This window comes from Cellulosimicrobium sp. NPDC030954, assembly GCF_055571305.1.
The window spans coordinates 16,385-29,230 of record NZ_JBVIFN010000012.1; the positions used below are offsets into that span (position 1 = coordinate 16,385).

Genomic DNA, 12,846 nt, shown 5'->3' on the forward strand with positions numbered 1-12,846 from the left:
CCGCGACCGGAGGCGCCGCCGCCCGTGCCGCCGCCTCCTGTCGTGGGCCCGACGGTCGGGGCCCTGCGGCGTCGCGTCGTGCGCCTCGCCGCCCCGATCTGCGCGGCGCTCGTCGTCGGGGCGCTCGCACAGCTCGTCATCGCGGCGCTGCTCGGGCACATGGGCGACGACGCGCTCTACGTCCGGTCGCTCTTCATCCCCGTGACGTTCCTCGTCCTCGCCGTCCAGGAGGGCCTCGACGTCTCGACCCAGGTCGGCTTCGCGCGCCTGCACGGGTCCCGGGGCCGGGCCGGGGGCCCCGGCACGGGGAACGACGCCGAGGACGGCGGCGGGGCCGGCGCGGGCGAGGACGGTGGCGCGGCCGTCGTCCCGAGGTCGGCCACCACGGCGCTCCTGGGGCGGTTCGTGGCGGCGGGCGCGGCGGTGCTCGGCGGGGTCGCCCTGCTCGTGGTCCTGGCCGCGCCGGTGCTCGCCGCCGTGCTGTCCGTGCCTGCGCCGCTCGTCGCCGAGTTCGTCGCGTTCGCGCGCTGGACCGTGGTCGCGAGCGTGCTGTCGGTCCCGACGGCGGTCGCGGCCGCCGCGCTGCGCGGGTGGGCGCGCACCGGGGCGTCGGCGACCGTGGCGCTGCTCGTCGCGGGGCTCCAGGTGCTCGTCGTGTGGCTCGTCGGACTCGTGGGCGGGTTCGGCGTGCTCGCGGTCCCGGTCGCGATCACGGGCTCCACGCTCGTCGGCGCGGGCGTCGCCTGGGCGCTCCTCGTGCGCGCCCGGCTCCTCCCGCGGCCGGGTCACGTCCCCGGGCTGCGTCGCGCGCTCGCCCTGCGCCACCACCCGGCACCGCAGCGGCTGGCGGCGTGGTGGCGACGGGTGCTCCGGGCGCTGCCCGCCGGCTCGTGGACGACGCCGGCCCCGCCTCCGCCCCCGCCTCCGCCCCTGCCGCCATCGTCCGCGACGACGACGGCTCCGACCCCGGCCACGGCACGGCCCGGACGGCCGGGTGCTGCGACGTCCGTCCCCCCGGCCGCCCCGGACGTCGCGGAACCGTCGACGTCGGACGCGCCCGCCGAGGGCGTGGGCGTCGAACGGGTCGACGTGCGCGGGCTGCTCCTCGGCGTCGGCCTGCCGGTCGGCCTGTCCTACCTGCTCCTCACGGTGACGAACCTCGTCATGGTGTGGGTCCTCGGGCCGTCGGGCACCGACGTCGTCGCGGGGTTCGGCGGCGCCGCGACGGTCCAGACGCTCGTGATCGTGCCCGCGATCGGGCTCGCCGCGGCGGTGAGCATCGTCATGAACCAGCAGTGGGGTGCGGGCGAGCTGGGGCTGCTGCCGCGCACTCTGCGCGCGGGCACGGTCGTCGTCGCGGGCGTGTACGTCGTGGTGGGGGCGCTCGTCCTGCTGACCGCGCCGCTCGTCGCGGGTCAGCTCGCGGCCGACCCGGACGTCGCCGCGCAGGCGGCGCTCTACCTGCGGGTGGTCGGCCCGTCGTACGCGGGCGTGGGGCTCGTGCTGTACCTCCTGACCCTGCTGGAGCAGCTCGGGTACGGGCGCGTCGCCGTGACGCTCAACGTGCTCTACCACGCCGTCTCGCTCGGCGTCGGCGGGATCTTCGCGCGCGCGGGCGGGGGACCGGCCGCGCTGTACGCGACGATCGCGGTGACGAACGTCGTCGGCCTCGTCGTCATGCTCCCCGTCGCGGTGCGCCTCGTCCGGCGGCGGGCCGTCGAAGCTCCGGCCGAGGCGGCCGAGGCGGCCGAGGCGCCCGAGGCGGCCGAGGCGGCCGAGACGGCTCAGACGGCCGGGACGGCCGGTTCGGCCGAGACCGCCGGGACGGCCGAGACCGCCGGGACGGCCGTGGAGGTCGCGCCGTGACCGCGCGAGGGACGACGCCGCCTGCCCAGGACGCCCCGGCCCGTACCGCACTGGTCCGCGACGTCCCGGTCCGCGACGCGTCGGTCCGCGACGCGTCGGTCCGTGCCGTGCCGGGAATGGGCGCGCTCCCGCGGACGGCGACCGGTCCGAGCTCGGTCGCCCCCGAGCCCGTGCTCAGCGTCGTCGTCATGCACCACCCGGCGCGGGGCGACGTCTCCGACCTGGTCGCGGCGTGCGCGCCGCTCGACGTGCGGGTCGTCGAGGACCCCGAGCCCGACGGTCCGCCCAGCCCGCTGCGCACCGCGAAGCGCGCGTGGGCCGCCGTGGCCCCGGGCGCGACGCACCACCTCGTGCTGCAGGACGACGTCACCCCGGTCCCCGGGTTCGCCGAGCTCGTGCTGCGGGCCGTGCGCGCGCGGGACCGGCACGCCGTCGCGCTCTACTCGAACTGGAACAGCCCGCGCAACGCCTACCTCGTGCGCGCCGCGGCCGTCGCCGGGCAGGCGTGGGCGCCGCTCGGGCACGACGAGTGGGTGCCCACGCTCGGCCTCGTCCTCCCCGCGGAGGGCGCGCTGCGCCTCGCCGCGCACCTCGCGACCCTGCCCGACGACGAGCGGGACGACGACGAGGCCGTCGTGACGTTCTGCGCGCGCGAGGGCTACCCCGTCGTCGCGACCCTGCCGCACCTGCTGGAGCACGGTGACGGCCCGAGCCTCGCGGGCAACGACGCGCACGGGGCCCGGCACGCGACGGTCCCGGCGGGCGACGCCGTCGACCCGGACGCCTGGGACCGGCCCGGCCTCGACCGCGAGCCGGCCCGTTCGCCGACCACCGGGCGGCCCGTCGCGGTCACGCTCGAACGGTCGCGCTGCACGCTGCGCGTGCTCCGTCCGGGCGCGGGCGAACCGCTCGAGCACCCGTTCGGCTGGGGCTGGGACGCGTGGTCGTGGTGGCTCGGCGTCGACCCGGCGGCCGTCGCGCACGACGTGTCGGTGCTCGTCGCGGGCGCCTCCCCGGAGCTCGGCCAGGTCTCGCGGGACGCGCTGCTCGAGCTCGGCGCCGCGTGCTGGTTGCTGGGCCACGACGTCGCGCACAGCGACTGGCCCCCGCCCGCCGGCCCCGACGCGCCGGCGCACCGGGCCGCCGCCGTCCGGACGTGGGTGCTCTCCGGCCTCCTCCCCGCCGACCGCCCGGACAACCTGGTCGAAGAGCTCGTAGCGTTCGGCCTCGACGCGCTGCTCGCCGGCAAGACGTCGACCGGTACCCCGTCGAACCCGGGGTTACGGGCGGGTTCGGAGCCGGGGTCGCCCACAACCCCGGGTTCGCCACCCGTCGTCGGGGCGGGGGCGCGCGACGGCGCGGCGGTCGACCGGGCCGTGCTTGCCGCCGCTCGGCTTCTCGGGGAGCGCGACGCCGAGGTCGTGTGCCGGGCGGCGGGACCCGCGGTGCCCGTGCGCGTCGTCGTGCACGACTGCGCGGCGTGCGGCGCGCGCGCCGAGGACGCGGTGCGGCGCCTCACCGCGCAGGTCGACCTCGACGGCGCCGCCGAGCACCGTGTCGCCGGGAGCGCCGAGCACCGTGTCGCCGGGACCGGCGAGGACCGTGTCGCCGGGACCGGCGAGGACCGCGTCGGCGGGGCCGACGACGCCGCGGGCGGGGGCGGGACGCCCTCCGGCCCGTCCGACCGTCCCGTGCCACCCCTGACACCCGAGGCGTCTGACGCGCCTGACGCACGCGAGGCGCCCGACGGCGCGGACGGCCCGCGCGGCCGGGCCGTCGTCGAGATCCTCGCGTGCGAGCACGTCGAGCCGCGCGGGCTGCTCGGCGTCGATCCCGGCGGCCGCTACGTCTCGCGCGGGCTGTGGGCGGCGCGCAGGGCGGTCCCCGCACCGCCGGGCGCGACGGCGGGCGAGCCGCACCGCACGACGGCGCACCCGTCCGCCGCCGCGCACGTCACCGCGGCGGAGGCGCTGGTGACGCTCACCGATGCCGATGCGGCGCACCTCACGGCGGCGGAGGTCCTGGTGGCGCTCGCCGGCGCCGACGCGGCGCACGTGCTGCCGGTCGTGGCGCGCGCGGACGGTGACGCGCCGGGGCGGCCGAGCCCGGCCGCGCTGGGGCTGCTGCACGTGCCAGGGCTCGCGCAGCGGTACGCCGACCTCCACGCGGAGGCGCGGCTCGCGCGCGCGGTGGAGCTGCTGTGAACGCGATCCCGACCGGTGCGTCGGCGCGCGCGTCGGCCGGCGCGTGGGCGTGGCGTGGGGCGGCCCTGCTGCTCGACCTCGACGGGACGCTCGTCGACTCCTCGGCCGCGATCGAGCGGCACACGCTCGCGTGGGCGGCCCGGCTCGGGCTCGACGGCGACGCGGTGGTCACGGCGTCGCACGGCCGTCGCGACGTCGAGGTGGTCCGCCTCGTGGCGCCGGACGCCGACGTCGCGCGCGAGGTCGAGTGGCTGCACCGCATCTCGTGCGACGACACCGAGGGCGTCGTCGCGGTGCCCGGCGCGGCGGAGCTGCTCGACGGCCTGGACCCGCGGGCCTGGACGGTCGTGACGTCGGCGGCGCGCGAGGTCGCGCTCGCGCGGCTGACGGCCGCCGGGCTGCCGGTGCCGGCGCGGTTCGTGTGCGCGGAGGACGTGACGCGCGGCAAGCCCGACCCGGAGGGGTTCCTCGCGGGGGCGCGGCTGCTCGGCGTCGACCCGCGGCGGTGCCTCGTCCTGGAGGACTCCGCGGCCGGGGTCGCCGCGGGCCGGGGCGCGACGGCGACCGTGCTCGCCGTCGGCCCGGACGACGTCCCCGGCGCGCACCACGGCGTCCCGGACCTGCGCCCGGTCGTCGCCCGCGCGGTCGACCGCCGGGTGGAGGTCGTCGTGACGACGCGCGGCGCGGGCACGTTCGGGGGCGCGGCCGAGGGGCCGCTCGACGAGCTGCTGGAAGACGACGACGGCCTGCCGGAGTTCGTCGCGTGAGCGCGGTCGATCCGGAGCCCGAGGTCGAGCTGTGGTTCGTCACCACGACCCCGCCCCCCGCCGAGCACGACATCAGTGTCGTTCTGGGCTCGATTCCGACAGCCAGGTCGTGCTCGACGGCGGGCGACGTCGTGCTCGGCGCCGAGGTGCTGGACGCGGCGGAGCGTGCCCGTGCCCGGCGCCTCGCCTCGCCCGCCGACGCCGCGCGGTACGTGCGCGCCCACGTCGCCGCGCGCGAGATCCTCGCCGCGCGTACGGGGCTGCCGCCCGCCGACGTGCGCTGGGAGATGGGGCCGCACGGGAAGCCGGGCCCCGTCGTCGGGCAGCGGTGGAACCTCAGCCGCAGCGGCGACCACGCGCTCGTGGCGCTCGCCGAGACGGACGTGGGCGTCGACGTGCAGGTGCGCGACCCGCGCGTCGACGTCCACCGCCTCGCCGCGCGGTTCCTCGCCCCCGAGGACGCACGGTCGGACGCGGACGCCGACCCGTGGCGGCGCCTCGCACGGCTGGAGGCGTGCGCCAAGGCGGTCGGCGGACGGCTGCTCGACGTGCTCGGGCTCGACGTCCGGGCGTCCGGGCTGGTGCGGGCCGACGGCGGCCCCTGGCGCGGGCAGGAGTGGTGGGTGAGCGACGTGGCGGCACCCGCGGGCGCCGTCGCGGCGTGCGCGACGCCGGGGCCGCGGCCGCACGCGCTGCGCACCCGGGTCTGGGGCGCGGAGCACCCGTCGCCCCCGGTGCGTACGGGCGCAGGAGGTGCGTGGTGAGGGTCGTGCACCGTGTCGAGGTGAGCGGTCGCGCGGGCGAGGGGCCCGCGACGTGGGGCCAGACCGCGATCCGACGGGCGCTCGCCGCCTTGGAGCCGCTGGACCACCAGTTCAACCTCGTGTGGGGCGGGCCGCTCGACGAGCCCGTGCCGACCGAGGCCGCGACCGCCGTCGTGCGCGCGCTCGTCGAGCGGCACGACTCGCTGCGGACGCGCGTCCACCCGCACGGCGGCGGCTTCCGCCAGGAGCTGTGCGGGGCGGGGACGGTCGAGGTCGTCGAGGAGCGTGTGACCGACGTGGCGGACGTCGCCGCGCACGGCGCGCGCCTGCGCGACGAGCTCTGGGGTCGTGCGTTCGACTACCCGGCCGAGCTGCCCGTGCGGGCCGGGCTCGTGACGGTGGACGGCGCGGTGCACCACACCGTGCTCGTCGTCGCGCACACCGCGCTCGACGGCTGGGGGCTGCCCGTGCTCGACGGCGACCTCACGGCCCTCGCCGCGGGTGCCACGCTGCCGGACGTCGGAGCGTGGACGCCGCTCGACGAGGCGGCCTGGCAGGCCTCGGACGAGGGGCGGCGGCACGACGCCGCGGCGCGCGCACGCACCCTGCGCACCATGCGCGCGGCCCCGGCGCAGGTCTTCGCGCCGCGTCCCGCCGGGGCGCTCGACGGCGGTCCGCGGTACCGGCAGACGGTCCTGCGGTCGCGTCGCCTGGGGCCTGCGGCCGAGCGGGTGGCGGCGCGCTGGCGCACGAGCGCGTCCGGCGTCCTGCTCGCGGCGTCGTGCCGGGCGCTCGCCGCCGCCGCGGGCCGGGACGACCTCGCGCTGCAGGTCATGGTGAGCAATCGTTTCCGCCGGGAGCTCGCCGAGGCCGTCGTCACGACGGCGATGGAGGGCCTGGTGCACGTCGACGGTCTCGACGCGCCGTTCGACGAGGTGGGCACGCGGGTCTGGCGCGCGGCGATGACGGCGTACCGGTCGGCGTACTACGACAAGGACCGGCTCCAGGAGGAGGCCGCCGCCGACCCGTCGACCGCCCACGACGGCACCTGCTGGTACAACGACCGCCGCGGCACCGGGCCCGACCGGACGCTGCGCGCCCGCCCCACGCGGTCGCGGCGGCTCGCGCGCGCCGACGCGTCCGACGAGCAGGGCGGCGTCTCGCTCACGCTGCACCTCGTCGACGCCCCGGACGGCGGCATCGACGTGGTCCTCACCGCCGACACGGCGCGCCTGGACGACGCGACCGCCGAGCGGGTCGTCCGGGAGGTCGAGCGTTGCGTCCTCGACGCGTCGCGCGCGGGGAGCCACGGCGGGACGGTCACGCGCCGGTAGGGGCACCCTCCGGCGCGGCGAGCGCGCGGACGACGAGGGCCTGCGCGAGCGTCCCGAACGGTCCGGCCTCGTCGTGGAGCGTGCTGTGCGTGACGCCGGAGCCCGCGGGGCCGAAGACGACCGAGGTGTCCAGGCCGACCCAGCCGCCCAGCGGCGCGCGGAAGAGGTGGGCCGTGAGGTCGACGTTGGGGAAGGCGACCTGCCGCGGGTCCGCGCGCACGGCCATGCCGTTGGCGGCGTCGAGCAGACCCGCGGTGCGCGCGAGCGGGCCCACCTCCTCGTCGGCGACGAGCGGCACGTCGGTGCGCACCCAGACCGTCGCGCGTCCCGGCTCGACGGCGGTGCGGCGGACCTCGACGGAGTCGATGAAGCCGCCGGGCCAGACGGTCGCGGGGTCCCACGGCGCCGTATCGTCCGGGCCGGGCACCGGGTACGGTGCCCCACCGGCGAGGTCGGCGGTGTCGCCCGTCCGCACGAGCCACGCCCGGAGCGAGACGGCGCAGCGCCCCGCGCACCAGAGCGTCGCCTCGACGAGCTCCACGCCCCGCCCCGGGCGCACCACGCTGACCTGCGTCTCCACGTCGCCGATCGGGAACACGCCCCAGATGTCGTAGGCGAGGCGCGACACCGCGAGGTCGTCGCGCCCCCGGGCGACGCGGTCGGTCTCGACGACGTGCGCGAGCAGCCCGAGCGCGGGCGCGACGTGCTGCTCGTCGGTGCGCCACGCCCCGCCGACGTGCGGGGTCGCGCGGAACGTCGTCGGGCCGGTGCGGAAGAAGTACGCCATCGTGCTCCTCGGTGGGGGTGGTCGCTCGGCTCTGCGAGCGGGTGACCCCACGAGTGTGCCCCGGTGCGACGGCGGTCGGTGCCCGTCGACGGCACCGACACGTCCGAGGGGCGACCACGGGGGCGAGGTCGAGCCGTTCCGTCGACCTGAGAGGATCCGACCATGAGCGCGCCGATCCTCGACTCCCCGCTCCCGATCGTCGCCGCGCCGATGGCCGGCGGCCCGACGACGGTGGCGCTGTCGGCCGCCGTCGCGTCCGCCGGAGGGTTCCCGTTCCTCGCCGGTGGCTACACGACGCCCGAGGCGCTGGCGGCCCAGGTCGAGCCGCTCCGCGCCACGGGGCACGCCTTCGGGGTCAACCTGTTCGTGCCGTCGCGCGACGTCGTCGACCCGGACGCACTCGCCGCTTACGCCGCCGAGCTCGCGCCGGAGGCGGACGCGCTCGGGGTCGTGCTCGACCCGACGCCCGTCGCCGACGACGACCGCTGGGAGGAGAAGCTCGCGCTCCTGCTCGCGCGGCCGGTGCCGGTGGTGTCCCTGACGTTCGGGCTGCCCGACCGGGACACGGTCGCCGCCCTCCGCGCCGTCGGGACCCGGGTGCTCGCCAGCGTCACCACGCCCTCCGAGGCGAGGCTCGCGCGCGACGTCGGAGTCGACGGGCTCGTGGTCCAGGGCTCCGACGCGGGCGGCCACAGCGCCGTCCACGACCCCGGCCGGGACCCGGAGCCCGTCGCGACGGCCGAGCTCGTCCGGCGGGTGCTGCGCGAGGTGGACCTGCCGGTCGTGGCCGCCGGTGGCGTCGACGGACCCGGGGCGGTGCGCGGGCTCCTCGACGCCGGGGCGCAGGCCGTGGCCGTGGGCACGCTGCTGCTGCGGACCGGCGAGGCGGGCACGTCGCCCACCTACCGTCGCGCCCTCGCCGACCCCGCCTTCACCGAGACGGTCCTGACCCGGGCGTTCACCGGCCGGCCCGCCCGGGCGCTGCGCAACGGCTTCGTCGAGCGCCACCGGGGGAGCGCACCCGTCGCCTACCCCGCGGTGCACCACCTGACCCGCGGGCTGCGGCAGGCCGCTGCCGCGGCGGGCGACGCCGACCGCCTGCACCTCTGGGCGGGGACCGGCTACCGGCACGCGGCGGACGGGTCCGCGGGCGACGTCGTGCGGGCGCTCGCGGGCGTCTGAGCGGACGGGCAGCGGCCGGACGTCAGGAGTCGCCGAGGGCGGCGCGGGCTGCCCAGGCGACGGCGGTCGCCAGGCGGTCGAGAGACGTGGAGTGCAGGCGCCACTGCTGCCAGTGCTGCGGCACGTGCATCGCCCGGGCGTCGTCGAAGCCGACGAGGCGTCCCTCGCGCTCCGCCCGGGCGCTCTGGAGGTCGGGGAGCATGCCCCAGCCCATGCCGAGCTCGATCGCGCGGCGGAACTCGTTCGACGCGGGGACGTGGTGGCGGGGCGGGTCGATCACCGTCCCCGCCATACCCCCCGCCGCTGTCCCCACCGCCTCCTGGGCGCGCAGCCGCAGGTAGCGCTCCTGGAGGTCGTCCTTGCGGTCGAACGCGAGGACGGGCGCGCGGGAGAGCGCGACGGCGGTCGGGCCCTCGGGGAACCAGCGCGCGGCGAACGCGGGGCTCGCCATGGGGCGGTAGCGCATCTGGCCGAGCAGGGTCGATCGGCAGCCCGGGACGGCCTCGGCGACCGAGGTCACCGCCGCGACCGCAGTGCCGTCGCGCAGCAGGCCGATGGAGTGCTCCTCGTCCTCGCGCAGCACCTCGAGCCGGGCCCACCCCGACGCCTCGACGAGCGCGGGCAGCGCCCAGGTGGTCAGGGCGTCGCCGGAGACGACGAGCGTGACCTCGGGCAGGGGCACACCGCCGTCGGCCGCGGGGTCGCTCGGACGCGTCGCGGTCCCGATCCCCAGCTCCGCGAGCACGTCCGCCTGCTGCAGCGCGAGGTGGCGCGCGTGCCGGACGAGCACCTGGCCCGGCGGCGTGAGCTCGGCGGGCTTCCCGCGCCGCACGAGCACCTGGCCCACCGCCGACTCGAGCGCGCGCACGCGCTGGCTCACGGCGGACGGGGTCACCCCGAGCCGCTGGGCGGCTGCCTCGAACGTCCCGGCGACGGAGATCGCGGCGAGCGTGCGGAGCTGGTCGGGCTGAAGGTCCACCATGAAGCAGATCTTAGGGAAGTGCAGAATCTTTCGCTGTACTTCATGGAGCCGCGTGCCTACCGTCGAGGACGTGCTCGCCGCTCTCTCGCCCCTCGCCGCCGGTCTCGCCGCCGGGCTGTCCCTCATCGTCGCGATCGGGGCGCAGAACGCGTTCGTGCTGCGCCAGGGCCTGCGCCGCGAGCACGTCCTGCCCGTCGTGCTCGTCTGCGCGCTCTCCGACCTCGTCCTCATCGCCGCCGGGACGGCCGGGCTCGGCGCGCTCGTGACGGGCGCGCCCGCGCTGCTCACCGTGGTGCGCTGGGGCGGCGCCGCGTTCCTGCTCACGCTCGCGGCGCTCGCCGCCCGGCGCGCCCTGCGTCCCGGCGGTCTCGATCCGGCATCGGGCGCGGGTGCGACGAGCGCCCGCTCCGCCGTCGGGACGTCGCTCGCCCTCACGTGGCTCAACCCGCACGTGTACCTCGACACCGTCCTGCTCCTCGGGTCGCTCGCGGCGGGCTACGCCGCCACGCACGCCGGAGGAGCGGGCGACCCCGACGCCGCCCGCTGGCTCTTCGGGGCAGGCGCGATGGTCGCGAGCATCGCCTGGTTCACCGCGCTCGGCTTCGGCGCACGCCTGCTCGCACCCGTGTTCGCCCGGCCCGGCGCGTGGCGCGTGCTCGACGGCGCGATCGCCGTCGTCATGGCGACGATCGGGGTGTCGCTCCTGCTCGGCGGCTGAGGCGGCGCGACCTCAGGACGTCGCCCAGACCCCGAGCTCGTTGCCGCTCGGGTCGAGGAAGTGGAACCGCCGGCCGCCGGGGAACTCGTACGGGCCCGCGACCACCTGGCCGCCCGCCCCCTGCACGGCGGCGAGCGTCGCGTCGAGGTCCGCGGAGAACAGCAGCACGAGCGGCCCGCCCCGCGAGACGTCGGCCGCCTCCGCCAGGCGCAGCCCGCCCGCCTCGTCCGCACCCGACTCCGCGGCCGTGCGGATCCCCGCGTACCCGGGGCCGTAGGAGACGAACTCCCAGCCGAAGGCCGCGCCGTAGAACGCCTGCGCCGCCGCGAGGTCGGTCACGGGGAGCTCGACGTAGTCAATCGAGTGGTGGATGCCGTGCGCATGGGTGCTCATGCGGTCATCGTCGCGCGGGCCACCCACAGGGACGCGCCCTCGGTCAGCGCACGGCGACCACGACGAACAGGGTCACCGAGGCGAAGAACGGCGCGGTCGTGAGGTGCGCGACCCAGCGCTCGTACGCGTCCGGGTCGAGGTGCCCGGCGTCCCGTGCACGCCGGGCGACGCGCCCGAGGCCCAGGACGGCGTCGGCCTCGCCGACGTCCTGGAAGACGGCCGTGACCGGGACGATCCGGCGGACGGACAGACCCGAGCGCTGGGCGAGCGCGGGGAGCCGTCGGCCCGTCCACGCGTTGCGCACCACCTCCTCGACCACGTACGCCTGGTACGCGTGCGTCGTCGCGCGGTCCGGCCCGTCGATCGCGAGGGTCCCCCACTCGGGCTCCGCCAGCACGGCGCGCCCGCCCGGGCGGAGCACGCGAGCGATCTCGTCGACGGCGCGGTCGGGGTCCGCGACGTGCTGGAGCACGCGATCCGTGTGGGCACGGTCGGCGCTCCCGGTGTCGAGGTCGAGCTCGTGGGCGTCGCCCGTCCGCACCGTGACGTTGCGGGCCCCCGCCACGAGCTCTCGTGCCGCCTCGACGGCCTCGAGGTCGCGGTCGATCCCCACGACCAGCCCGTCGGCGCCGACCGCCGCGCTGAAGGCCAGGAGGTCGGCACCGGGGCCGCACCCGAGGTCGACGACGGTGTGGCCGTCCGCCAGGGCGAGCTCCGCGGTCACCATCGCCTTGTAGCCGCGCCCGAGGTCGGACGCCGCCAGGCGCATCAGGTAGTCGTCCGGCCGGGTGGCCTCGAAGATGTCCGCCATCCGGCGATTCTCGGCCCTCGTCGGCGGGGCCGGCTGGATGGAACGGCAGGATCCGGGACGGAGACGGTGAAGGGGCCGAACCGTCGCGCAAGGATCGAACGTCACGGAACCATGACCCTGTCGACGGACCCGCGGGCGGCGACCGGTCACGTGAGGTGGTCGAAGTCGCCGCGGACCCAGGCGGCGTGGCGCTGCGCGGAGCGGAGCACGACCTCTCGCGCGTGGGCGGGGACGACGCCCTCGAAGTTGTTGTACAGCCGCTCGAACGGGCGTCGCGCGACGTGCTCGGCGACGCGCAGCACGACGGCGGCGGACAGCGGGATGCGGTTGGGGTAGGACCGCATGAAGCTGACCGACGTGCGGTCGGGGTTGGCGAAGATCGTGTCCCCGGACAGGAGCACGCCCCGGCCCTCGGCGCCGGCCGCCCAGTGCACGACGGCGCTCCCGGGGAAGTGGCCCCCCGGCTGCGACAGGACGACGCCGGGCAGCACCTCGCGCTCGCCGGTCCAGGTCTCGATGACCGGGTCGGGGCGCGCGACCCAGTGCGCGTCCGCCTCGGCGACGAGCACGGGGACGTCACCGAGGGCGCGGCTCCACGCGACCTGGACGCCGAACATGTGGGGGTGGCTCGCGGCGATCGCGACGACCGGGCCGAGCGCGCGCACCCGGGCGACCGCGTCGTCGTCCACGTAGCCGGGCGGGTCCCAGAGCAGGTTGCCGGCGGGGGTGCGCACGATCTTGGCCTGCTGCCCGATGCCGACGTTCGGCTCGCTCGACAGGCCGAACAGGTCGGGCTCGAGCTCCTCCAGCACGAGGCGCTCGCCGGCCGCGGCGAGCTCGGCGAGCGTGGTCCACGCCTGCCCGGTCGCGGGGACCCACTGGCGCTCGTCGGCGCAGATGGCGCACACGTCGGGTCGTTCGGCGTGCTCGACCGCGCACGTGCGGCAGATCCACCACTCCTCGTGGGAGGCGGGAGCGTCGGTCGCGAGGGGCTCGGGGGACGGCGTCGTCGTCATGGGCACAGGTCTACCGCGTCCC

Annotated in this window: 12 protein-coding genes; 7 read left to right on the forward strand and 5 right to left on the reverse strand. The window is 77.7% G+C overall.

All coding sequences use genetic code 11. The features are described 5' to 3' along the window. Positions 1-24: 24 nt before the first annotated feature. Genes ACZ402_RS17990 through ACZ402_RS18010 form a run of 5 tightly spaced genes read left to right on the forward strand, consistent with a single transcriptional unit; the run spans position 25 to position 6,935 of the window. On the forward strand, positions 25-1,866 hold the full coding sequence (locus ACZ402_RS17990) for an MATE family efflux transporter (protein ID WP_375825503.1): 1,842 nt from the start codon (positions 25-27) through the stop codon (positions 1,864-1,866). Next, entirely contained in the window at positions 1,863-4,070 is a 2,208-nt protein-coding gene (locus ACZ402_RS17995; protein ID WP_375825501.1) for a hypothetical protein, read from the forward strand. The genes ACZ402_RS17990 and ACZ402_RS17995 overlap by 4 nt, the downstream gene beginning before the upstream one ends. Then, complete coding sequence (locus ACZ402_RS18000) at positions 4,067-4,837, forward strand: HAD-IA family hydrolase (protein ID WP_375825500.1); 771 nt, start codon at positions 4,067-4,069, stop codon at positions 4,835-4,837. Before ACZ402_RS17995 ends, ACZ402_RS18000 begins: the two co-directional genes overlap by 4 nt. Beyond that, positions 4,834-5,601 carry a 4'-phosphopantetheinyl transferase family protein gene (locus ACZ402_RS18005; RefSeq protein WP_375825499.1) on the forward strand — a complete coding sequence of 256 codons (768 nt, stop codon included), beginning with the start codon at positions 4,834-4,836 and terminating at the stop codon, positions 5,599-5,601. Before ACZ402_RS18000 ends, ACZ402_RS18005 begins: the two co-directional genes overlap by 4 nt. Further along, a complete protein-coding gene (locus ACZ402_RS18010; protein ID WP_375825498.1) occupies positions 5,598-6,935 on the forward strand; it encodes a condensation domain-containing protein in 1,338 nt (445 codons plus the stop codon). The genes ACZ402_RS18005 and ACZ402_RS18010 overlap by 4 nt, the downstream gene beginning before the upstream one ends. Here the strand turns inward: ACZ402_RS18010 and ACZ402_RS18015 are convergent. Beyond that, the gene (locus ACZ402_RS18015; protein ID WP_375825497.1) at positions 6,922-7,722 is read right to left on the reverse strand and encodes a thioesterase family protein; all 801 of its coding nucleotides are present in this window, start codon (positions 7,720-7,722) and stop codon (positions 6,922-6,924) included. The genes ACZ402_RS18010 and ACZ402_RS18015 overlap by 14 nt on opposite strands. 162 nt (positions 7,723-7,884) lie before the next feature. On the opposite strand from ACZ402_RS18015, the gene ACZ402_RS18020 reads away from it, so the two are divergent. Further along, positions 7,885-8,904, forward strand: coding sequence for an NAD(P)H-dependent flavin oxidoreductase (locus ACZ402_RS18020; protein WP_375825496.1), 1,020 nt, complete (start codon positions 7,885-7,887; stop codon positions 8,902-8,904). Between the two features lie 22 nt (positions 8,905-8,926). On the opposite strand, the gene ACZ402_RS18025 is transcribed toward ACZ402_RS18020, so the two are convergent. Beyond that, complete coding sequence (locus ACZ402_RS18025) at positions 8,927-9,886, reverse strand: ArgP/LysG family DNA-binding transcriptional regulator (protein ID WP_375825495.1); 960 nt, start codon at positions 9,884-9,886, stop codon at positions 8,927-8,929. 52 nt (positions 9,887-9,938) lie between these two features. On the opposite strand from ACZ402_RS18025, the gene ACZ402_RS18030 reads away from it, so the two are divergent. Next, complete coding sequence (locus ACZ402_RS18030; protein ID WP_375825494.1) at positions 9,939-10,604, forward strand: LysE/ArgO family amino acid transporter; 666 nt, start codon at positions 9,939-9,941, stop codon at positions 10,602-10,604. 12 nt (positions 10,605-10,616) lie between these two features. Here the strand turns inward: ACZ402_RS18030 and ACZ402_RS18035 are convergent, their stop codons facing one another. From ACZ402_RS18035 to ACZ402_RS18045, 3 genes are all read right to left on the reverse strand, one after another. Beyond that, positions 10,617-10,997, reverse strand: coding sequence for a VOC family protein (locus ACZ402_RS18035; RefSeq protein ID WP_375825493.1), 381 nt, complete (start codon positions 10,995-10,997; stop codon positions 10,617-10,619). 43 nt (positions 10,998-11,040) lie between these two features. Continuing rightward, positions 11,041-11,808 carry a methyltransferase domain-containing protein gene (locus tag ACZ402_RS18040; RefSeq protein ID WP_375825492.1) on the reverse strand — a complete coding sequence of 256 codons (768 nt, stop codon included), beginning with the start codon at positions 11,806-11,808 and terminating at the stop codon, positions 11,041-11,043. 146 nt (positions 11,809-11,954) lie between these two features. Beyond that, positions 11,955-12,824, reverse strand: coding sequence for an MBL fold metallo-hydrolase (locus ACZ402_RS18045; protein WP_375825491.1), 870 nt, complete (start codon positions 12,822-12,824; stop codon positions 11,955-11,957). Positions 12,825-12,846 lie beyond the last annotated feature (22 nt).